The 23042-nt window shown below is 36.5% G+C and carries 23 protein-coding genes; 9 read left to right on the forward strand and 14 right to left on the reverse strand.

Features of this window, described 5'->3' with window-relative positions; all coding sequences use genetic code 11:
* Window positions 1-173: 173 nt before the first annotated feature.
* The 7 genes from ACUN0F_RS27615 to ACUN0F_RS27645 all read right to left on the reverse strand — a co-directional run bounded on the left by ACUN0F_RS27615 (window position 174) and on the right by ACUN0F_RS27645 (window position 6254).
* Entirely contained in the window at window positions 174-920 is a 747-nt protein-coding gene (locus ACUN0F_RS27615) for a YjbA family protein (RefSeq protein ID WP_000966120.1), read from the reverse strand.
* Between the two features lie 143 nt (window positions 921-1063).
* On the reverse strand, window positions 1064-1852 hold the full coding sequence (locus ACUN0F_RS27620; protein ID WP_046957009.1) for a DUF2268 domain-containing protein: 789 nt from the start codon (window positions 1850-1852) through the stop codon (window positions 1064-1066).
* Window positions 1853-1958: 106 nt separating this feature from the next.
* Window positions 1959-3197, reverse strand: coding sequence for a beta-ketoacyl-ACP synthase II (gene fabF / locus ACUN0F_RS27625; protein ID WP_000412646.1), 1239 nt, complete (start codon window positions 3195-3197; stop codon window positions 1959-1961).
* Window positions 3198-3228: 31 nt separating this feature from the next.
* A complete protein-coding gene (gene fabH, locus ACUN0F_RS27630) occupies window positions 3229-4161 on the reverse strand; it encodes a beta-ketoacyl-ACP synthase III (protein WP_001100551.1) in 933 nt (310 codons plus the stop codon).
* A gap of 226 nt (window positions 4162-4387) precedes the next feature.
* The gene (locus ACUN0F_RS27635; RefSeq protein ID WP_001003337.1) at window positions 4388-4564 is read right to left on the reverse strand and encodes a ComZ family protein; all 177 of its coding nucleotides are present in this window, start codon (window positions 4562-4564) and stop codon (window positions 4388-4390) included.
* Between the two features lie 53 nt (window positions 4565-4617).
* Complete coding sequence (locus tag ACUN0F_RS27640; protein WP_137052157.1) at window positions 4618-5490, reverse strand: NAD-dependent epimerase/dehydratase family protein; 873 nt, start codon at window positions 5488-5490, stop codon at window positions 4618-4620.
* A gap of 29 nt (window positions 5491-5519) precedes the next feature.
* On the reverse strand, window positions 5520-6254 hold the full coding sequence (locus tag ACUN0F_RS27645; RefSeq protein WP_445540487.1) for an alpha/beta hydrolase: 735 nt from the start codon (window positions 6252-6254) through the stop codon (window positions 5520-5522).
* 156 nt (window positions 6255-6410) lie between these two features.
* On the opposite strand from ACUN0F_RS27645, the gene ACUN0F_RS27650 reads away from it, so the two are divergent.
* Complete coding sequence (locus tag ACUN0F_RS27650) at window positions 6411-6593, forward strand: YjzD family protein (protein ID WP_001211110.1); 183 nt, start codon at window positions 6411-6413, stop codon at window positions 6591-6593.
* 136 nt (window positions 6594-6729) lie between these two features.
* Window positions 6730-8190, forward strand: a complete 1461-nt coding sequence (locus ACUN0F_RS27655) for an IS1182-like element ISBcy1 family transposase (RefSeq protein ID WP_445540488.1) — start codon at window positions 6730-6732, stop codon at window positions 8188-8190.
* 134 nt (window positions 8191-8324) lie between these two features.
* Here ACUN0F_RS27655 and clpB read toward each other — a convergent pair whose 3' ends face one another.
* Both clpB and ACUN0F_RS27665 read right to left on the reverse strand, forming a co-directional pair.
* Window positions 8325-10925, reverse strand: a complete 2601-nt coding sequence (clpB, locus tag ACUN0F_RS27660; RefSeq protein ID WP_264462657.1) for an ATP-dependent chaperone ClpB — start codon at window positions 10923-10925, stop codon at window positions 8325-8327.
* A 198-nt stretch (window positions 10926-11123) separates the two neighbouring features.
* Window positions 11124-11303: a YjzC family protein gene (locus tag ACUN0F_RS27665; protein ID WP_000531420.1), complete on the reverse strand. Its 180-nt coding sequence runs from the start codon at window positions 11301-11303 to the stop codon at window positions 11124-11126.
* Between the two features lie 491 nt (window positions 11304-11794).
* On the opposite strand from ACUN0F_RS27665, the gene ACUN0F_RS27670 reads away from it, so the two are divergent.
* The 3 genes from ACUN0F_RS27670 to ACUN0F_RS27680 all read left to right on the forward strand — a co-directional run bounded on the left by ACUN0F_RS27670 (window position 11795) and on the right by ACUN0F_RS27680 (window position 13047).
* Window positions 11795-12604 carry a Cof-type HAD-IIB family hydrolase gene (locus ACUN0F_RS27670; protein WP_046957007.1) on the forward strand — a complete coding sequence of 270 codons (810 nt, stop codon included), beginning with the start codon at window positions 11795-11797 and terminating at the stop codon, window positions 12602-12604.
* A gap of 104 nt (window positions 12605-12708) precedes the next feature.
* Window positions 12709-12849: a hypothetical protein gene (locus ACUN0F_RS27675; RefSeq protein ID WP_000516816.1), complete on the forward strand. Its 141-nt coding sequence runs from the start codon at window positions 12709-12711 to the stop codon at window positions 12847-12849.
* Complete coding sequence (locus tag ACUN0F_RS27680; RefSeq protein WP_046957006.1) at window positions 12850-13047, forward strand: DUF3813 domain-containing protein; 198 nt, start codon at window positions 12850-12852, stop codon at window positions 13045-13047. It abuts the gene before it with no gap.
* 26 nt (window positions 13048-13073) lie between these two features.
* Here ACUN0F_RS27680 and ACUN0F_RS27685 read toward each other — a convergent pair whose 3' ends face one another.
* Window positions 13074-13931, reverse strand: a complete 858-nt coding sequence (locus ACUN0F_RS27685) for a YitT family protein (protein ID WP_000364450.1) — start codon at window positions 13929-13931, stop codon at window positions 13074-13076.
* Between the two features lie 100 nt (window positions 13932-14031).
* Between ACUN0F_RS27685 and ACUN0F_RS27690 the strand changes: the two genes are divergently transcribed.
* Together ACUN0F_RS27690 and prsA are read left to right on the forward strand one after the other, a co-directional pair.
* Complete coding sequence (locus ACUN0F_RS27690; RefSeq protein WP_001120852.1) at window positions 14032-14163, forward strand: DUF3941 domain-containing protein; 132 nt, start codon at window positions 14032-14034, stop codon at window positions 14161-14163.
* Between the two features lie 130 nt (window positions 14164-14293).
* Window positions 14294-15151, forward strand: coding sequence for a peptidylprolyl isomerase PrsA (gene prsA / locus ACUN0F_RS27695; protein WP_088121621.1), 858 nt, complete (start codon window positions 14294-14296; stop codon window positions 15149-15151).
* Between the two features lie 52 nt (window positions 15152-15203).
* On the opposite strand, the gene ACUN0F_RS27700 is transcribed toward prsA, so the two are convergent.
* Window positions 15204-16058: a CvfB family protein gene (locus tag ACUN0F_RS27700; protein WP_000281279.1), complete on the reverse strand. Its 855-nt coding sequence runs from the start codon at window positions 16056-16058 to the stop codon at window positions 15204-15206.
* Between the two features lie 290 nt (window positions 16059-16348).
* Here ACUN0F_RS27700 and ACUN0F_RS27705 point away from each other — a divergent pair, with 290 nt between their 5' ends.
* Entirely contained in the window at window positions 16349-16840 is a 492-nt protein-coding gene (locus ACUN0F_RS27705; protein WP_001040146.1) for a YajQ family cyclic di-GMP-binding protein, read from the forward strand.
* A gap of 529 nt (window positions 16841-17369) precedes the next feature.
* On the opposite strand, the gene ACUN0F_RS27710 is transcribed toward ACUN0F_RS27705, so the two are convergent.
* On the reverse strand, window positions 17370-18257 hold the full coding sequence (locus ACUN0F_RS27710) for a helix-turn-helix domain-containing protein (RefSeq protein WP_060489311.1): 888 nt from the start codon (window positions 18255-18257) through the stop codon (window positions 17370-17372).
* 244 nt (window positions 18258-18501) lie between these two features.
* Window positions 18502-19803: an alpha-amylase family glycosyl hydrolase gene (locus ACUN0F_RS27715; RefSeq protein WP_445540489.1), complete on the reverse strand. Its 1302-nt coding sequence runs from the start codon at window positions 19801-19803 to the stop codon at window positions 18502-18504.
* Window positions 19804-20015: 212 nt separating this feature from the next.
* On the opposite strand from ACUN0F_RS27715, the gene ACUN0F_RS27720 reads away from it, so the two are divergent.
* Window positions 20016-21248 (forward strand): ammonium transporter, encoded by a 1233-nt coding sequence (locus tag ACUN0F_RS27720; protein ID WP_046957003.1) that lies wholly within the window; start codon window positions 20016-20018, stop codon window positions 21246-21248.
* Between the two features lie 293 nt (window positions 21249-21541).
* On the opposite strand, the gene katB is transcribed toward ACUN0F_RS27720, so the two are convergent.
* Window positions 21542-23008: a catalase KatB gene (gene katB, locus ACUN0F_RS27725; RefSeq protein WP_061672202.1), complete on the reverse strand. Its 1467-nt coding sequence runs from the start codon at window positions 23006-23008 to the stop codon at window positions 21542-21544.
* Window positions 23009-23042 lie beyond the last annotated feature (34 nt).

Here is a 23042-nt window from a genome sequence, read left to right on the forward strand (position 1 = left end):
GGAGCCGGAGCTGGATTTCTTATAAAGCGGAAGCGGCTCGCTTAGAATGTGAGGGGGATGGAGCTCCTGACGTAGAGGCGCTTTTTGCCTCGCAGGAAGGCGCGAAGCCACCGAACATTCTTGCCGCCGGAGCTAAGTTACAACAAATTAAAAAACCGCCAATTGGCGGTTTTTTAATTTACCTTTTGCTCGTTTTCCATTTCCCATAACTTTTCAAAAAATGGCTGTCCTTTTACGAGACGCTCACATAATTGTTCGTGCTTCTCAGACCAGCCTGTTTTCGCTTCATCATACAGTTTAGCCCAAATATCTTCAAATTCCATATGTTGAACCATTCCGTATGCTGATGGATCCCACTCTGTGAACCAATAGCGAATTTCTGCTGTGTTTTTCGTTGTATGTAATTGATCTAACGCCATAAATAATAATTGTTTAAGCTGTCTTTCTTTACGAGTTAAGCCATTCATAATGAAAGGTGATGGTGATAAAATATGATGTTCTTTTTCCATTTCTTCTACTTGGAACTCATACTTTTCTGCTTGTACGTTTTCTACCATCTCATATACCATCTGCTCTTGGCGCGGTATAAGTCTGCTTTTTCGAATTGGTACATTGTAACCAATTGTGTCAATCGCAATAATTCCTTTTCCATCTGTAACAACAAAGCAATACTCTTGCTGCAAACGTTCATGATTTTTACGAATATATGCCTTATGATGTACGTCTTCCAACATTTTTTGCGGAAGCTCTAACAATTCGTCCTCGATGTAATGATATAATGTGGCATCTACTTTTAATAATGGCACTTGATCTAATAGCTCAATCGTATCATCTTTCCGCCATTCGTAAAAATGACAAACGTTATACCCATTCTCTTCACCTTCAAACCAATTTACCCATACATCATGTAGATATAACATTCACTACCCCTCACTTCACTACTGTTTGTATCAATCATTATGTTCAATTTTTCTTAACTTTATTCCACCTAAGGAAATATATTCTAATTATTATTTTTTCTTCTATTAATACTAAAAAAAACAGGAAATAGAGCTCCTGTTTTTTATATATGAAATGTATTTGCTTTATTCAATATTTCTTTTGCATCTATAGATAATAAAGAAAGTGTATCTTCTCCTTCCAATGTTACACAATCTTTGACAATATGAAATCCAAGCGCATAGCCAAGCATCTTTGGATAAGAGTGAAATCCATTTAATAAGATGTCGTGCTCCCTTGTTCCTCGTTTTATACTTATTCTTTCATGTACAACATTTTTCCAATAATAAATAGCCTCTTCTTTTGAAAGATACATCGTCCACGGTGCATTGTTTTTTTCTGAATATCTTTCCGTTACCGCTTGCTCAGCTAGCCCTTCCATAATCATCGTATCAAGTAATGTATATTCTGTTTCTTTCGTCTCAATTTGATGTAACCTGCATATGTGATGATATTCATGCGCCAATAACACCTTTAATTCTTCCACCGAATTCCGTCCACATACGAATAAGAAAATAACGTGACGCATAGATAATCCCGCCCTACCGTTATACTCTTCTTGTATAGTTCGATTATAGGAATCTGATAATAAAATAAAGACAGGGACATCTGGACCTTTTAACCAGGTTTTCAGTTTCTCATACTCCGTACGTAACTCTTTCCAAACTTCCTTTTCCTCTAACTCTTTTACTTCTTGTTCTCCTCGTATAACTGGGCGGTACATACCTTTAGAAATTAAAAAGCGATACAACCTTTCTTTTGGTAGCGGGATATACTTCGTAAACTTTTCACACAGCTTTTCTGGCCGTCCATAATATAGATGTAACCACTCAGCAGTTTCAACAATCCCCATCTTTATCCCTCCTTTTTCTTATGTATATGCAAAAGGAGAAAAAGGCGTAAAAATAAATAAGGAGTTTTTTCGCAATATAGTGCGAAAAAACTCCTTATCTCATCTATTATTTATACGATTTAAATACTAATACTGCGTTATGACCACCGAATCCTAGTGAGTTACTTAATACTGCATTTACTTCTTGTTGTCTCGCTTTATTCGGTACGTAATCTAAGTCACATTCTGGATCTGGTGTTTCATAGTTAATTGTTGGAGGGATTACTCCGTCTGTAATTGATTTAATTGAGAAGATCGCTTCAACAGCACCAGCTGCTCCTAATAAGTGACCTGTCATTGATTTCGTTGAGCTAATTGCTACTTTGTACGCATGCTCACCGAACGTTTCTTTAATTGCCATCGTTTCATACTTTTCATTCGCATCCGTACTTGTACCGTGCGCATTAATGTAATCAATATCTTCTGGCTGTAGACCTGCATCTGCTAAAGCTTGACGCATTGCACGCACGCCACCTTCACCGCCAGGAGCCGGCATTGTAATATGGAATGCATCACCAGTTGCACCGTAACCAGCGATTTCCGCATAAATGTGAGCACCACGAGCTAATGCGTGCTCTAATTCTTCAAGAATTAAAATACCTGAACCTTCACCCATTACGAAACCACTACGGTTTTTATCAAACGGACGGCAAGCTGTTGCTGGATCTTCATTAAATGTTAATGCTTTCGCTGAACTAAATCCTGCAAATGCCATACTTGTTAACGGCGCTTCAGCTCCGCCTGTTATCATCGCATCAGCATCACCACGCTGAATTGCTTTAAATGCATCACCAATTGAGTTTGCACCAGATGCACAAGCCGTTACAGAACAAGTGTTAATTCCTTTTGCTCCTGTTGCGATCGATACTTGACCTGCTGCCATATCTGGAATCATCATCGGTACGAAGAATGGGCTCACGCGGCGCGGACCTTTCTCAGTAAAAATCTTAAATTGTTCTTCGTATGTTTCCATACCGCCAATACCAGAACCAATCCATACACCAATTCGAGGTCCGTTTTCTTCTGTAATTTCAAGCTTTGCATCTGCAACTGCCATTTTCGCTGCTGCTACTGCATATTGTGTAAAGCGATCCATACGGCGCGCTTCTTTTTTATCAATATATTTCTCGACTTCAAAGTCGTTAATTTCTGCTGCTACTTTTGCTGGAAACAGTTCCGGATCAATTCTTGTAAGTCGTCTGATTCCAGATACACCCTTTTTAATGTTTTCCCACGCTGTTTCAACATCTGTTCCGATCGGTGTAACAGCTCCTAGTCCTGTAATTACGACCCTCTTTTTCTCCATACAAAATACACTCCTTTTTTTCTCTCAGTCCTTATTTACCCCAACGAAGAGCAACTGCTCCCCATGTTAATCCGCCGCCGAAACCAACAAGTATAATTAAATCACCATCTTGAATACGTCCATTTTGCAATTCCTCTACCATTGCAATTGGAATTGAAGAAGCTGATGTATTACCAAACTTTTCAATTGTCATACTCATTTTTTCTTGCGGTAAATTTAATCTCTCTCTTGCAGATTCCATAATACGAATATTCGCTTGATGTGGTACTAAAAAATCCACATCCTCTTTCGTAAGTCCCGCTTTTTCTAACACGCGAAGACAGGAATCTCCAAGTTGGCGAACAGCAAATTTAAAGACTTCTCTGCCGTTCATCATAACATACTCGTCTTGATAAAGATGCTTACCGCCGCTTCCGTCCGCTCCTAATTCGAAAGATAGAACGCCTCTTCCTTCTGAAACAGCCCCCATTACGATTGCACCGGCTCCGTCTCCAAATAGTACTGCTGTATTTCGATCATTCCAGTCTACAATTTTAGATAGTTTATCACTACCAACTACTAATACATTTTTATAAGTTCCCGTTTGAATAAATTGCTGCGCTGTAATCATTCCGTACATAAAACCAGCACACGCTGCACTTAAATCCATTGCGGCTGCGTGTTTTGCGCCAATGGCTTCTTGAATGACACAAGCTACTGCTGGGAATGCGCGATCTGGTGTTACTGTTGCCACTAAAATCAGGTCGATATCCTCTCCGCTAATCCCGGCATCTTCAAGTGCTTTTTTAGAAGCCTCTACCGCCATATATGAAGTATCTATTGTATCATCGGCAATGCGTCTTTCTGCAATTCCCGTTCTCGTACGAATCCATTCATCAGATGTATCTACGATTTTCTCTAAATCGTGATTTGTGACTACTTTTTCTGGCACATATCTTCCGATCCCTAAAATGCCCACGTTCACATCGCAGCCCTCCGTTTTATATCAATTATTATGACTTGGTACTAATTTTAAAACATAAATGTATTTTTGTCTAGAATATATTTCAGCTAAACCATAAATCCAGCATTATTCACTTTATTGTTTATTAAAAGAAACAGAAACATACCTTTCCTGTTTCTTTTGAAGTATAAAAAGGCCCGAACCGCTTCTATCCACGGTTCGAGCCTCTCTTCCCTTCCAAAAAGTTTTATTCTTTATCTGCTTTCCCAAGCTCATATGCTTCGTTCATAACTTTCATCAATAACTCTAATACTGGTTGTGCTTTCTCCATATCAAGCGCAATTCCATTCGAATCTAAGATGGCCTTTGCTTCTGGTAAATGCTTCATTGCGATTTGTAAAAATTGCATGCTTTTCTCATTCATATTATGTTCTTCCTCTCCATTAAAACTTTCACATACATAGTGTAACACGCTCGCTATCCTTCGTATAACTCTTTATATTTTTTCATATGTGCCAATTGTTTATTTAAACCGTATTCTAACGGGGTATTTCTTTTTATCGAAATAACCTCGACAGCATCATTTCGTTCTTCCTCATTCTTTTTATTCACTTTATCCGTTGCACGTAAAAGGTTCATACCTTTTTTCCATAATGACTTTTTACCACTAAGTAAATTGTATATGCCGAGATGCTCCTCGTTCATTCCATTTTCCCATAAGTATTCACATACATCTTCCACGTACAATAGATCACTTCCATTTTCCTCACTCGCATAATGGCACTCTTTCTCATCCAGTTCTGATAAAATGAGCTGATGATACATCATAAAAGATGGTTGCCATGGCCCATATAATGTAGGAACTCGAAATACACTATATGGTGCCTCTCCTTTTTTCAATCCTTCTTCCACTTTCAAAAATAAACGTTTATTTTCAGATTCATCTGCGTTTCCTACTTCAATAGAAGAAATTAGATTTAACTTCACTTTCTGCTCTGCACACAGTCTTATAATCCGCTTTAAATACTGTAATATAACTCTTTCATTCCGAAAACCACTTTGTTGATTTGGCTCATACAAGCAAAAGTAAACCGTATCGAACTTCTCTCCTTCTACTGATCTCCATCCATCTTCATCTCTTATCGAATAATACGTAAATAACGCATTTCGTCCAATCAACAATAACTTCTCTTCATTAATTTTTTTCATATTCTCGAATTCATCAAAATCAAGACCGTACACTTCTACTTCTTCTGCAATCATTTTATTCACAAGGTGATAACCTACAAACGTAAGTGCACCTATAATTAGTACGCGCTCCATACCACCAACCCTTTCTCCTTGAAACAAATAGCTCCTCATTTATGTATATGGGAGCTTCACAATTCTTCTTCATATTTTTTAAAGAAATCAGTCGTTTGCCTAACCATTTTATATTTCACATCTTGCAGATGGAATAAGACAGAAGTATCGCATTGATTGAATTGCCTCATTTTCTCATATTTACGTAACAACTGTTTTCTTCCTCTTTTTTCTTGTGTTGATACGAAAACTTTAACAGGTACACAAGACGGAAGAAGCGTAAATGATTTCTTATTTATTTTGGATTCTAATTCTTTTTCTTTGGAATCATACGCCAAACTTAATTCCTTCACTAATCTTTTGTAAAAAAACTTATGCTCTTTTTCAAACTCCACATATTCTGGTAAATCTAAACACGGATTTAACATAACGACAGAGCGTATACATTCAGGGTATTTGTTCATCATTTCAAGTGCTACAAGTGCACCCATACCATCTGCCATAATGTGCATTTTCGCATTTAATGTCTCTTTTCTCAAAACAACATCATATAAACGTTTTGCTAGACGAACAGATTGGTCGTTTCCCCAATGTCTTCCGTATAAATTAGAGGAAAAGACCGTGTAGCCTTCCTCAATAAGGCCATGTAAAAAATAAGATCTACCTGCATGCTGTGTCCATAAACTTGTACCATTCTCAATAAAGTAGTTATAATCACCGAGAAGCATAACAGAAAATCCATTTGGCTTCTCCGGTAAATAAATGACACATGGTTCTTTTTCTAAGTAAAAAAAACGTTCCGTAATACTCATTTTTCCCCCGCCTTATTTTCTAAACGTATAAAAGTACTCTTCTATAATGTATGAACGGAATGCGAATTTGCGTTGAAAAATCTACAAATATTTTTCTATATTCTTTTTTCAATTGTGTTACAATAAGGACAGATTGAACGAATAGAGGTGTAAAATATGCGTTTCATTTGGGCATTAATTTGGTCGTTCGCGCTTGTACATATGATGAGCTACGTAATCGGCTCTATGACTGGCGGTACATACGATTTTAACCAAGCGTCTATTTTCTCAGTTGTTCTTGCGGTATTCGTACTAGCAATTTCAGCTACAATTCCAAACGAGCCAGTAGAACAACACTAAAAAAAGAGTCCGGATTTTATCGAGGGCACTGAAAAAGTCCTTATAGTTTAAAAAGCGAAAGCTTCCTCGATGAAATCGAGGAAGCTTTCGCTTTTTTCATGTATAATAATTATACTAATTCTAGGTGGTGTCTCGGATGATTTCTAATCAACAATCTCTTAACCTCAGTCCATTTATGGCGATTTACGATATCGTTGTACCAAAGGATAATATGCTTCGTCAATTTAATGAACTGGTAGACTTTTCTTTTGTTTTAGAAGAACTACAAGATAAATATTGTCTCGATAACGGTCGCAATGCAGTGCCGCCTGTTCGTATGTTTAAATATTTATTACTAAAATCTATTTTTGATTTATCAGATGTAGATGTTGTGGAACGCTCAAAATACGATATGTCCTTTAAATATTTCTTAGATATGGCACCAGAAGATATGGTCATTGACCCTAGTTCATTAACGAAGTTCCGCAAGCTTCGTCTGACAGATGTAGGGTTACTTGACATGCTCATTCAAAAAACAGTGGAAATTGCACTCGAAAAAAACTTGATTAAAAATAAATCTATTATTGTTGATGCCACACATACAAAAGCACGCTTCAATCAAAAATCGCCGAAAGAATTTGTAATGGAGAAATCCAAATTACTCCGCAAAGCTGTTTATCAAGTTGACGAAGGAATGAAGGGAAAGTTCCCACCAAAAACAATGACAGATGACTTAAGTGACGAACTTGAATATTGTCAAAAAGTAATTGAAACAGTAGAAAAAGAGGAAATCATTCGTGAATATCCAAATGTGAAAGAGAAACTGAATTATTTAAAAGAAATCGTAGAAGATCACCAAGAACACCTCCAATTTTCGCAAGATCCTGATGCGCGAATTGGACATAAAACAGCGGATTCTTCTTTCTTTGGTTATAAAACACATATTGCGATGAATGAAGAACGCATCATTACAGCTGCGGTGATTACAACGGGTGAAAAAAGCGATGGAAAATACCTTCAAACATTGATTGAAAAAAGTCGTGAAACAGGGATGGAAATTGATACAGTTATTGGAGATACTGCTTATTCTGAGAAAAATAATATTCAATATGCCAACCAAAATCAATTACAATTAGTATCGAAATTAAACCCTATTGTGACACAAGGGCCACGTAAAAAAGAAGATGAATTTGAGTTTAATAAAGATGCGGGTATGTATGTCTGTAAAGCTGGACATATGGCCGTTCGTAGAGCACGTACGGGTAAAAAGGGAACAAACAATAGTCAAAGTCATACCTACTATTTTGATATTGAAAAATGCAAAGTATGTCCATTCAAAAGTGGGTGTTACAAAGAAGGCGCTAAAAGTAAAACATATTCTGTGACAATTAAATCTACTGAACATAAGGAACAACAAGCATTTCAAGAAAGTGCATATTTTAAAGAAAAGGGGAAAGAACGTTATAAAATTGAAGCGAAAAATAGTGAACTTAAGCATAGACACGGGTATGATGTGGCATCTTCCTCGGGTCTGATTGGTATGCAAATGCAAGGTGTAATGGCTATATTCGCTGTCAATTTAAAACGAATCCTAACCTTGATAAAAGAAACAAAGTAAAAAAGAATAAAGGGAAAGGCGACTTTTCATTCAAAATTGAATGAAAAGTCGCCTTTCTTGTTTTGCATCCGGTTTATAAACCGAAAAACGTAAGTTTTTCAGTGCCCTCGATTTTATCCGAACTCTTTTTTATTTTACTTTACATGAACGACTAATTCGTTATTTTCTACATCAACAACTACGTGACTGTTATCAGTAATTGTTCCTGCAATTAATTCTCTCGCTAATTTCGTCTCAACTTGACGCTGTACATATCGTTTTAATGGACGAGCTCCGTACATCGGATCAAAGCCAGCTTCTACAACAAATTCTCTCGCTGCGTCTGTTAATTCTACTGTAATATGACGGTCAGCTAAACGACCTTGTAATTCTTTTACAATTTTATCAACAATACCTTTAATTTCATTCGTTGTAAGAGGTTTGAATAAAATAATTTCATCGACACGGTTTAAAAACTCTGGTCGGAAATGTCCTCTTAATTGCCCCATTACAAGTTCTCTTGATTCCTCTTTAATTGAGCCATCTGCTTTTAATCCATCTAACAAATGAGCGGATCCAATATTTGAAGTCATAATAATAACCGTGTTTTTAAAGTCTACTGTACGTCCTTGAGAATCTGTAATGCGTCCATCATCTAACATTTGTAATAAAATGTTGAATACTTCCGGATGTGCTTTTTCGATTTCGTCTAACAAAATAACTGAATACGGTTTACGTCTTACCGCTTCTGTTAATTGACCGCCCTCTTCATACCCAACATATCCAGGAGGCGCACCAATTAAGCGTGACACAGCGTGTTTCTCCATATACTCAGACATGTCGATACGAATCATTTGCTCTTCACTATCGAATAAAGACTGTGCTAACGTTTTTGCAAGTTCTGTTTTACCAACACCTGTCGGTCCTAAAAAGATGAAGGAACCAATTGGACGGTTCGGGTCTTTAATACCAGCGCGTGCACGAAGAACTGCGTCTGATACTAAGCTTACCGCTTCCTCTTGTCCGATGACACGCTCTGATAAAATTTGCTCTAAGCGTAGTAATTTCTCGCGTTCACCTTCAACGAGTTTTGCGACAGGAATACCAGTCCAGCGTGAAACAATATCAGCAATCTCTTCTTCACTTACTTCCTCACGTAATAAGCGATTCTCTTGTTTATTATGTGCACCCATTTCTTCCGCTTCTTTTAACTCTTTTTCGATAGCTGGAATTTTCCCGTGACGAAGTTCAGCTGCTTTATTTAAATCGTAATTTCCTTCTGCTTCTTCTAACTCACGGCGCAAGCGCTCTAGATGTTCACGTAAGTCACGAACTTTGTGAATATCTTCTTTTTCTTTTTCCCATTTCGCTCTCATACCACTTGCAACTTCTTTTAAATCTGACAATTCAAGTTGCAACGTTTTCAGGCGTTCTTGGCTACCAAAGTCCTTCTCTTTTCCAAGAGCCGCTTCTTCAATTTCCAGCTGCATAATACGACGCGTTACTTCATCTAATTCTGTTGGCATAGAATCAATCTCTGTTCGAATCGTTGCGCACGCTTCGTCAACAAGATCAATCGCTTTATCTGGTAAGAAACGATCCGAAATATATCGATCTGATAAAACGGATGCTGCTACAATCGCGCGGTCATGAATATTTACACCATGATAAATTTCAAAGCGCTCTTTTAAACCACGTAAAATGGAAATTGTATCTTCAACAGTTGGTTCTTCTGCTAATACTTGTTGGAAACGTCTTTCTAGCGCTGGATCTTTCTCAATATATTTACGATACTCATCTAACGTTGTCGCCCCGATACAATGCAGTTCACCACGCGCAAGCATCGGTTTTAACATATTTCCTGCGTCCATCGCACCTTCTGTTTTACCAGCGCCGACGATTGTGTGAAGTTCATCAATGAATAATAAAATGCGACCTTCACTCTTTTTAATTTCATTTAATACAGCTTGCAGACGCTCTTCAAACTCACCACGGAATTTCGCTCCAGCTACAAGCGCACTCATATCTAATGCGAAGATTGTTCTATCTTTTAATCCTTCTGGTACGTCCTTCTTCACAATACGCTGTGCTAATCCTTCAACGATTGCTGTTTTACCAACACCGGGTTCACCAATTAAAACCGGGTTGTTTTTCGTTTTACGTGAAAGAATGCGGATTACGCGGCGGATTTCACTATCGCGACCGATAACAGGATCAATTTTCCCTGCTCTCACTTCCGCCACTAAATCACGACCATATTTTTCTAACGCTTCATAAGTTGCTTCTGGATTTTGACTAGTCACTCTTTGATTCCCCCGAACTTTCATTAAAGACTGTAATAAGTTATCTTTCGTAATGTGAAATCTTGTAAGTAATTGATTTATATCGCCTTTTTCTTCTGAAAAAGCAAGCAATACATGTTCAACTGAAATGTAGTCATCTTGCAATTTCTCTGCTTCTTTTCCTGCTCTTACAAGTAGTTGTTGCAGAGCACCTGTTATATATAATTTTCCTACTTCTGCACCGCTTCCCGTTACAGAAGGTTTTTTCTTAATTAAACTTTCGACGCCTTGCTTTAACGCTTCTATATCGACATTCATTTTTTGAAAAATACGCACTGCTAACCCATCTTGCTCTTCTAATAATGTAAACAAGAGATGAACAGTATCTACTTCTTGATGATGATGAGATACCGCTAAAGATTGGGCACTCATAATCGCCTCTTGTGTTTTTGTTGTCATTTGATTTAAGTCCATCTTTACAGTCCTCCAAATGTTTGACTTTCTTTGACCTTTGGTTTGATTATACGCCAACTGACTTTTTTATACAATAATTTTGCTTATGTATTTTCAAACTTATTATTGGAAAAAGAAAAAGGGAACATTCATTATACAACTGAAAAATATACGCAATGCATAACGACAAAAAAGCCGCAATAATGATTGCGGCTCCTGTTACGGTTTTCTTTTATATGTCCACTGACGGTTATGATTCGCGTTATCTGGAAACTTTTCACCCGCAGTTAATTTCACCATTTGCGGATCTTTTACCATACTTCCTGTTTCACCAATTTCTACGTAAATGCCATCGTTTGGCGCTTTTTGTCCAGAACGAAACCTGCGATTTTGTCCCATTTCCATTCTCCTTCCATGACGTCTTTGCCTCATTAGTATATCCATTTTAAAAGAAAGCTTTTCTGTCATGTTTAGGAAACAAGTACTACATTCCGTTCTTGTACATATACATGAATGATACAAGCTTAGGAAGGGATTTCTTTCCTATTTGTAGAAAAAAAGAAACCAACCTACTATAGGCCAGCTTCAAAGGAGAGTCAAACATATACGAGAAGATTACATGTTCATTATAAGCCTCATCACACGAGCAATGTAACCCTTTTCACAATTTGTACATAATGAAAGAAACATTGTTTGAACTTTCTAAAAAGATGTTGACTTTTCTTAATTTCCAGCGAGAAATAGTAGACACCACAGCACTTTGCGACGTAAGATGGATATATAGTGAACTTTCCATCTTTGGTGTTCTCACCCAGTTCAACCTCTTATTTCTGCATATTAAAAACGGAAATATAGATAGAAACAAAAAAATTATTATAAGAGGTGAAATTATGAATAAACAGCATTTAATCGCATTAGACTTAGACGGCACTTTATTAACAGACAACAAAATAATTTCCACTCGAACAAAACATACAATTGCAAAAGCAAAGGAACAAGGACATATTGTCGTTATTTCAACAGGACGTCCATTCCGTGCTAGTTTTGATTACTATAAAGAACTCGGTCTTAACACACCAATCGTAAACTTTAATGGCGCTTACGTACATCATCCTCTTGATTTAAAGTGGGGAACACATCACTCTCCTCTTGAGCTAGCAACAGCCCAAGAAATTGTCCGAGCTTGCTTTGATTTTGGTGTGAAAAATATATACGCTGAAGTAATGGACGATGTGTATGTTCGTGAAATTGATGAAGATAAAAAACATATTTTCGAATTCGGTTCTCCAAATATTTTTACAGGAGACTTATTAAATATTTTAAACGACCATCCAACCTGCTTATTAATTGACGCACATGACGAGCATTCCAGTGCAATTCGTCAACATTTAACTGATATGCACGCTGAAGTAATCGACCATAGAAAATGGGGCGCACCTTGGCCGATTATTGAAATCGTAAAAAGCGGGTTAAATAAAGCTGTCGGATTACAAAAAATTTCTAGTCATTACAACATTCCACAAGAGCGAATTATCGCTTTCGGTGATGAAGATAACGACTTTGAAATGATTGAATTTGCTGGTCATGGCATCGCAATGGGTAATGCAATTCCTGAATTAAAATCACTCGCAAATCATACGACATTAACGAATGAAGAAGATGGTATTGCGCTATATTTAGAAGAGGTTCTTGGATTATAATCTAAAAATTCCCTGCTTATAGTTTCTCGCCAAACGCTCATACTATTATTAGACGCCGGATTATCGCGTCGATTGTTTTCAGCTAAATAAAGGGGGTTTTTCGAATGGGTAAAAAGAACAAATCAAAACGTTTTATCCAACAAGGAGCCGATGCTGTTATGAAGCATGATGCAAGATTCCCGTACAGAGGTACATTAGCTGAGGCAGAAAAAGCGAGAAGTAACTCTTCTTTTGGAGGGGTTTAAATGGGGAACTTACTATTCCAACAAGCTAGAGATGCCGTTGCAAATGCCGTCACTTGTTCAAGCGGTACTGAGCAACAAGATCTCGTATATAGAGCAAAAAACGCTTTGCACTCTGCTTATGCAAACTCTTCAACAGCTGAAAAAGTTCAGCTACGTGAAATGCAGGAGCAGTTGCAAAATATTACGAATTTACATTAAAAAAAGAGGACCAGCTTTGGTCCTCTTTAATCTTTTCGAAACAAGCCAAACACCCCAACCGTCTGTAATACATTTGTAAATGCACCTGGGTCCACTTGCCTAATAACCCTTTCTAATTCATATAACTCATAACGCGTAATAACAATCATTAACATTTCCTTATTTTCATTTGTATAAGCGCCTGTTGCTGGTATAGTTGTAATCCCCCTCACTAAGCGAGAATGAATCGCCTTTCGTACATCTGCCCCATTCTTCGTAACAATTAGTGCTGTAATCTTCACATGACGCGTATGAATCGCATCGATAATTCGTGTTGACACATACAAAGTCACCAAAGTATATAATGCTTTTTCCCATCCATACACATAGCCAGCGGCGATAATGATCAGTGCATTAAAGAAGAAAAAATACGTACCGATAGGCTTGTCTTTAATCTTTGATAAAATCATGGCGATAATATCTAAACCACCTGTAGAAGCCCCCCACTTCAACGCAATCCCTACCCCAATTGCTGAAATAATCCCACCAAAAATCGCATTTAATATAATATCGTTCGAAACTGCTCTAACCGGGATAATTTCTAGAAACAAAGTCATAAATATGACGCAAAGAAAACTAAAGAAAGTAAAGGCCTTTCCAACCTTTTTCCATGCTAAAATAACGACGGGAATATTAAACAAACTAAACAATACCCCCGTTGATATGTGAATAGATAAAAAGTCACCTAATATTTGTGATAACAATTGAGACAATCCAGCAAAGCCACTCGCGTACACTTTCGCTGGCGTTAAAAATAAATTCATTCCAATCGCGTTTAACAAACCTGCGACAATTACAACGATTAACTTCTTTATAAGTTCGGTATAATTCAACTTCAAATCCATTTCGAATCCACCTTTATTATTCATGAATGCACTGCTATACATAGTCTTTACGAAAAAGGAAATGATAAACGTACAACGTTTAGAAATGGAGTTGATACATATGCCACATACGAGTGATAACGACAAAAAAGCACGCGATAATAATGCAAAGCGTACACAAAAAAATGAGCAAGAACAAAAAAATATTCAGCAAGGTAAGCGTTCCTATTCTAAAAAGACCGATCACCTTTGATTCCATCGTACATCAACAATATTGTTGATGTACTTTTTTTACATTTTACAGGGAAAAAACATTAAAAATTCACTTCATGTTCACTTCTATATTCTACAATAGCGATAACATATTCGGATGAGGTGTTGGCATGAGAGGGAAACACATTTTCATTATTACTGCACTAATAAGTATATTAATGCTAGCTGCTTGTGGACAAAAAAACAGCTCAGCTACAGTCGCTACAGCAACAGACTCAACCATTAAGAAGAGCGACTTCGAAAAACAGTTGAAAGATCGTTACGGAAAAGACATGCTATACGAAATGATGGCACAAGACGTTATCACGAAAAAATATAAAGTATCTGACGATGATGTAGATAAAGAAGTACAAAAAGCGAAAAAGCAATACGGCGATCAATTCACAGCTGTACTAGAAAACAATCGTTTAAAAGATGAAGCTGATTTCAAAAATCAAATTAAGTTCAAACTTGCTATGAATGAAGCAATTAAGAAAAGTGTTACAGAAAAAGACGTGAAAGACCACTATAAACCAGAAATTAAAGCGAGTCATATTTTAGTAAGTGACGAAAATGAAGCGAAAGAAATAAAGAAAAAATTAGATGCTGGCGCTTCATTTGAAGAATTAGCAAAACAAGAATCGCAAGATCTACTATCAAAAGATAAAGGTGGAGACCTTGGATACTTCAATTCAGGCAGAATGGCGCCTGAATTTGAAACAGCTGCCTATAAACTAAAAGTCGGACAAATTAGCAATCCCGTTAAATCACCAAACGGTTATCATATTATTAAATTAACTGATAAAAAAGATTTACAACCTTACGATGAAGTGAAAGACTCCATCCGTAAAAACTTAGAAGCAGAACGTATTGCCGACCCTACATTCAGTCATAAGTTAATACAAAAGGAATTAAAAAAAGCAAATATTAAAATAAATGATAGTGACTTGGAAGATACGTTTACTCTTGCGCACGAGCAAGGGAATTAAAAAAGCACCGCCTTATTTTTACAGCAAAATAAGGCGGTGCTTTTTATTTAATTTACTTCTTAAAATACGTCCAACCTTCTTCTTGGTAAACCTTCTCTTCTTTCATCAACTTACCAAGTGCACGCTTAAATGCAGCCTTACTCATATTGAAACGTTCTTTAATGTCTTCTGGGTTGCTCTTATCCCAAAACGGCATCGCTCCGCCTCGTTCTTCCATATATGCATAAAGTACTGCAGCATCATCTTCCATTCCTTCTTCTTTACGAGGAAGAAGTGAAATATTAATTGTACCGTCATCTTTCACGTCAATAATACGACCTGTTACACGTTCACCGATGCGGACTTGTTCTTTTCTTTCAGTATGGTGTAAGAAAGCACGGAAATGCTCATCAGTTAGTATGAATGAACCAACTTGAAGTGAACGATACACACGTCCATTGACGTTTTTATTACGCATAGATGGCGTCGCATCTACGATAATTTCTTGCATATCACTGTCTCTTGCCGGAAGAGCGATAAGGCGATCACGATTCGTTAATTTTAACGTACAATATAATTCGTCTCCAACCTCTGGCCATACTGGCATATAAATCGGGAACTCATCAGCTGGGATTAGTATATCTTTTGATACACCAATATTAACAAACACACCTAAACTAGGAATAACTTCTACAACCTTTACCCAGTTCCAATCAAAAGTTGTAATAAGCGGCTCCTTCATTGTTGCTGAAATACGATTTTGGTGATCAAGGTATAAGAATACATCAATCGTATCGCCTTCTGCAATTTCTCCAACTAATTCGTTTTTATGTAAGAAGATTTCTTCTTCTTCATTCCCAACCATATAGCCGATTTCCGTTTCGCGTAAAACAGTTACCTGTTCAATCGATCCTAATTGTAAATACATATTTTTTAATTCCCTTCTATATATATAATTAACTTTTTATATTTTTTATCATTCCAAACAAAAGTTAATTATAACACGATTTTTCCTTTATTTGTCCAACTGCCCAAAATTCACTATAATTAAATAAAGACTTTATCTATAGGACTATATTACCCTACAGATGATCCGTCAAAACACTTAAGTTGCAACACTCTATCTAATCGATGTATTTTCCGCTATACTTTAATATGTATATTACATAGCCTATTTAGGTGCATGAAAAGATAGAAATTTATTTGGAGGTGCTAACTATGGCAAAAGATAGTTCTTTTGACATCGTTTCGAAAGTAGAATTACCTGAAGTAACAAACGCAATTAACATCGCATTAAAGGAAATCCAAAACCGATATGACTTTAAAGGAAGTAAAAGTGATATTAAATTAGAAAAAGAAGTACTAGTTTTAACTTCTGACGATGAGTTCAAATTAGACCAAGTAAAAGACGTTCTAATTTCTAAACTTGTAAAACGTAACGTTCCAATTAAAAACTTGGATTACGGAAAAGTTGAAGCTGCGACTGGTAACACTGTTCGCCAACGCGCAACACTTCAACAAGGTATCGATAAAGATAACGCGAAAAAAATTAACAACATCATTAAAGAAATGAAATTAAAAGTAAAAACACAAGTACAAGATGACCAAGTACGTGTTACAGCGAAAAGCCGTGATGACTTACAAGCAGTTATCGCAGCAGTTCGCAGTGCTGACTTACCGATTGACGTACAATTTATTAACTACCGCTAAAAAGAAAAACATCCTCTGTGTAGAGGATGTTTTTCTTTTTAGCGGTAGAGAAAATATTACAAAGTCTAAGATTACGAGCAATCGGATAGTTGGAATGAGTATTTAATTATTATGCATAAATGAAGAAGGTCCTTTTAATAATCAGCGCAAAAACCTCCCTCACCACTCAAATGTAACAAATTATGAGTATAAGAATATTTTCCGCCCTTTCATGTAATGTAAAATTAGTAAGGAATTTATTTTATGAAAAAATGTTAATTAAACAAGAGTTAGAAGTGGTTATTTGAAGAAATTAATACTATGTTTTTTATTAACTACATTCTGTCTATATATTGCAGGGTGTTCTAATAATATAACTACACCCGAGGATACACATAAAACTTCAACACCTGCGAAGTGTAAATACATCAACAAAGCTTGGTATAAGAAACCTATAAAATGTAATAATTGATGATATAAGTTATAAAAAAGACACCGTAAGGTGCCTTTTTTTATAGAAATTAATAAGATATTCATCAGAAATTATGAATCATTTTTTATTTTGTTTTTCAAAATATTTTTCTTTAACCATTTTTATTAGATTTTCTTTTTCTGTTAGTTCAAAGATAAATAATGCTTTTTTCATGTTGTCAGCCACATCTTCTTCATTATATTGTTCTAGCTTTAGCAAATTCCAAGCTTTTCCATAATATAATTCACCTAATAAATATAAAGTATTTAGATTAATAGCTAATTTAATCCCCATATCATTGTATTTTATTGCCTCTTCATGTTGATTTGCAAGACCTAAAATTTTCGCCAAATTAAAAATGATTTTTAATTTAATCTCTTTATCTCTAGGAAAATCTAACTTATTAAAATTAGTTAAACACCTTCTTAATATAGTAATACTCTTTTCATACTCTTTATTTGCCCAATGAAATATAGCCATCGACTGCATAATATCTATTTCTCTTTCTGATAAAAAATCAACATTCGTTACAGTTAGTTTTAGTGCACTATTTAAAAGATTTAAAGCAGTTTTTATTGATTTATTTACATGAAATATAGCAATGGCTTCATGCCATATTAGAAATTGTTTATCTTCTTTTAACTGGAAATTATTTTCGTTTTTCTCTTGTTTCACTATTTCGTAAAGTTCATTATATTGTTTTTGTTTTGTACAATCTCTCATTACATATTTTACATTTTCTACATATTTTAGTTTTTTATTTTGCGTTAGTGCGAAAATATTATTTGGATCAATACCAAGTCTTTCAGATAACTGATATAACAATATGCTAGATGGATAAATCATACCTTTTTCTATTTTGCTAATTTGACTTTGCGAACATATTCCATGACACAATTCAGATTGTGATATATTCTTTTTCATTCTAAGTTCTTTAATGGTAATACCCAAATCGTAAAATTCCATTTTTCCTCCTCAAATATAGCCCTCAATGAGTAACAGAATATTTTTCACCCTTTAATGTAATGTAAAATCAATATAGTTGCAATTATTGTTTCTTCTATCGGTCTTTTCACTTCTTTGTTCAGCTGCATTTTGAGGCAAGAGTCTTCCTTCACAGAAAAACAGGCTAGGGAGAAAGTATCCCTCCTTAGCCTATCCCCTCTCAGCAGAAGAGTTTTCGTACTTATTAAGAACACACATCCATTACTCATTTCCGTCTCTTTTTAACAACAATTAAAAACGCAATAAACAATACGTTCACACCGACGATTAAAGAGATAAATAGCCAATTCACACCTGTTTCCCCGTTAACTTTATATACATTTGATTCTTCACGCTTTAAAACGAGATAAAAATTCCCGTTTTCTTCTCTTATAATTTCATCTTCTAACAATCCTCGTAACTCTTGTTTTTCGCCAATTACACTTACAGGTAAAGCAACTTTTTGTGGTTCTTTCGTATTATTAATCGCTACTAATGTTACTTCATCTTTATACTTTCGTTTCAGTACACTCATTCCATCTTTATCGTATAAAAGCTCAAACGTTCCATGGCGTAAAGATGGTCTCGCTTGTCTAAGCTCACCGAGTTTCGTTATGTGCTGCACAAATTTTTCATCTGATTTGAAATCCATTAATCGTCTATTATCCGGGGTATCCCCTCCATCTAATGCAATTTCAGTCCCGTAATAAAAATTCGGAATACCTGGTGATGTTAATAAATATGTAAGGGCTAGTTTCAAACGAGATGGTGGATAATTCATATTCTCTTTTGCAATACGGGCAAACCTTTTTGTATCTTGATTATCTAAAAATGTAACGGATTCCCCTTCTTTTTTACTCACATCATATAAAGGTTTCACCGATACATCCACTTTAGAAAACGATTCTACTATTTTTTCGTTATATCCACTATCTTCCTTTGTCATAATACGAAAATCTTTCTTTATCACTTGCATATCTTTTTGCACGTCATCCCAGAAAGAACGCGACTTTTTTTCACTATGTATCACATAACTTCCATCTAAATCGACTTCTTTGATCCACCATTTCATCGCGTCGATAACTTGTTGTTCGTTTTCTCCAAGCGGAAATTGGAATATAACTTTCATCCCTTTTGCATGCGCTTCTTGTACAAGTTCTTTCACATCATTTTCTGTTCCGAAATGTTCATTTACCTTTTGAAAATTACGCACGTCTAACCCATCATACTTTCCACTTTCAAAAAGCGGAGAAAGCATAACAGTGGTAAAGCCCATTTCTTTTATGTAATCCAGTCTTTTTATAATCCCTCTTATATCTCCACCCTGATATCCTTCTAAATTGCCAACTTCTAACTGTTTGTCATTTTTCGGTTCTCCATTATTGAAGCGATCAATCATAATGGAATATACGACTTCGTCTCGCCACTCTCTTTTTTCATCTGCAAACGTATGTATTGGCACAAACAAAACGACAGCTAAACAAAAACAAATAAATAGTTTCCTAGTCCGTATTTTCCTCACACGCATCCCCCATGTTTTTTAATTGTAAGAATATTATACCAATTTTTAGAACGAATCACATACGTTGATTTCATTCCCTCAAAATACTTCATGTTAGATTTTCTAACATGAAGTATAAAGTTTTCTGAATTTTTAGTTGATTTTTCATTTCATTTCGAATATGATATGAAACATAACAAATCGATGTTATTTTTTCTAACATTATAGGAGGAGAGAGAATGAATACAGGAGATACGGTTTTTATGTTTGTAACGACAGTAATGGTCATGTTAATGACACCAGGATTGGCACTTTTTTATGGGGGCATGGTTCGCAGTAAAAACGTACTCAGTACGACAATGCATAGTTATAGTGCAATGGCTATCGTTTCGATTCAGTGGATTGTGATCGGCTATTCTTTATCATTCGGACCAGATTGGCACGGACTTATCGGTACACTCGATTGGTTCGGTTTAAACGGAGTTACCTACGCACCAAATCCAGACTACTCATCTACTATTCCTCACAATTTATTTATGATGTTCCAACTCATGTTCGCCATTTTAACTCCCGCTTTAATTTCAGGTGCATTCGCCGAAAGAATGCGATTTTCTGCTTTCCTTATTTTCATCCTTCTATGGACAACAATCGTTTACAATCCTGTCGCTCATTGGGTATGGGGCGTTGGCGGATGGCTAAGAGAACTCGGCGCGTTAGACTTCGCTGGCGGTAATGTCGTTCATATTACATCTGGGGTCGCCGGCCTTGTATTAGCTATTTTCCTTGGAAAACGAAAAAACATAAACGGTACTTCTCCTCACCATTTACCATTCACAATGTTAGGCGCAGGCTTACTATGGTTCGGCTGGTTCGGTTTTAACGTCGGAAGTGCATTATCTTTAAACGACGTAGCTTTAACTGCATTTATTAATACAAATATAGCCGCTGCTGCCTCTGCATTAACTTGGATGCTTTCAGAATGGTTCTTCCAATCAAAACCGACTGCGATGGGAGCTGCTTGTGGTGTCGTTTCCGGTCTAGTCGCTATTACACCAGCTTGCGGGTTCGTTACACCTTTCTCCGCCCTTCTTATCGGAGCAATTGGCGGCGTATTATGTTTCGGTGCTGTCTTCTTCTTAAAAACGAAATTTGGGTACGACGATACACTTGATGCATTCGGATGTCACGGCATCGGAGGAACTTGGGGCGGTATTGCAACAGGACTCTTTGCAACTACTACTGTAAATGCTGATGGCGCTAACGGATTATTTTACGGAAACGCTGCTTTACTATTTAAACAACTGGTAGCAATCGGCGCAACATATGCATTCACGATCATCATGACATACGCCATTATTAAAGCGATTAACTTCTTCCTGCCTGTTCGGGTAGATGAACACGAAGAACATATGGGACTTGATATTTCGATGCACGGAGAGAAGGCTTATGAGTATACTGAGCGAGTGAACTAAAAAAAGAGATGCAATCTATTAGTAGTAGATTGCATCTCTTTTTATTATACTGCCGGTGGTATACCCTAGTTGGTATATTCATGAATATATCAACGATTATTCGGATATATCAACGATTATTCGGATATATCGACGATTTTTTAAATATATCAGCGATTCTTTCATTACATCGACGTTTCGACACAGAATATCGATTTACCAACAAATTCCGACATGACGAAAATGAAAAACACCCCGTGTAAAGCTTATTTTACACATAAAAAGACGACCGAAACCCGGTCGTCTTTTTCTATTTATTTCGGAGCATTTCCCACATATTGCGTAATATCAACATTTAACGCTTGCGCTAAACGCATACCGTACTCTTGATCTGCACGGAAGAAGTTACAAACAGCTAGTAATTTCGTGCGCTCATTTACGTCTTTTAAGTCATTTGTTAAGTTTGCAATTAAGTTGTCTTGCTCTTCTTTAGAGAATGAACGGTAACGCTCACCTGCTTGTTTGAAATCATTTGGTTTGTCAATTTTTTCACGAGATACATAGCCTTCTACTTTCATAGTTGAATCGCGGTAAGTTGGGTCTTCAACTGGATTTTCAGTATGACGGCTCGGTTCGTAGTTAATTGTAGATGGGTTTTGATTGATTTGCATCGCACCATCACGTTGTTGATTATGAACAGCTGCGTACGGGCAGTTTACAGGAATTTGTAAGTAGTTCGCACCAAGACGGTAACGCTGTGTATCTGGATAAGAGAATAAACGACCTTGTAATAATTTATCTTCAGATGGTTCAATACCATTTACAGTTGCACTTGGAGAGAACGCCACTTGTTCTACTTCAGCGAAGAAGTTTTTCGGGTTACGATTTAACGTCATCGTCCCTACTTCAATTAACGGGAAGCGATCTTCTGGCCATACTTTCGTTGGGTCTAGTGGATCAAAGTCTAAAGAATCCGTTTCATCTAGTTGCATCACTTGTACGTGTAAATCCCACTTCGGATAATTTCCTTTTTCGATTGCATCGAACAAGTCACGAGTTGCATGGTTGAAGTCTTTTCCTTGTACTTCTTGCACCTCTTTTGCACTTAAGTTACGTACACTTTGCTGTGGTTTCCAGTGATATTTAATGTAGACGATTTTACCTTCTGCATTAATCCATTTAAATGAATGGACACCGAAACCTTCCATTTCACGATAGCTTGCTGGTGTACCGTAATCAGAAAATACCCACGTCATCATATGTGTAGATTCCGGACTTAACGTCATGAAATCCCAGTAACGATCTGGTGTTTGAACATTTGTATCAGGTGCTGGTTTTAAAGAATGCACCATATCAGGGAATTTAATTGCATCACGAATGAAGAAGACTGGTAAGTGGTTACCTACGATATCGTAATTTCCTTCTTCTGTATAAAATTTAACAGCGAACCCACGTGGATCACGAGCTGTTTCCGGAGAACCTTGACCATGAATAACCGTTGAGAAACGAACAAATACAGGCGTTTCAGTTCCTTCATTTTGTAAAAATGCTGCCTTCGTATATTGCTTCATGCTGTTTTTCGTTACGAATACACCGTGAGCACCTGCACCACGTGCATGCACAACACGCTCTGGAATACGTTCACGATCAAAGTGAGCTAGTTTTTCTACTAAATGATAGTCTTCTAATAATACCGGTCCACGGCGACCAGCTGTACGAGAATTTTGGTTATCTCCAACCGGAGCACCTTGGTTTGTTGTTAAGCGATTATTTGGATTCATCTAGGGGATCCTCCTCTTTCTTTCATGGTAATTA

The sequence above is a fragment of the Bacillus sp. 1A genome, from assembly GCF_052682215.1.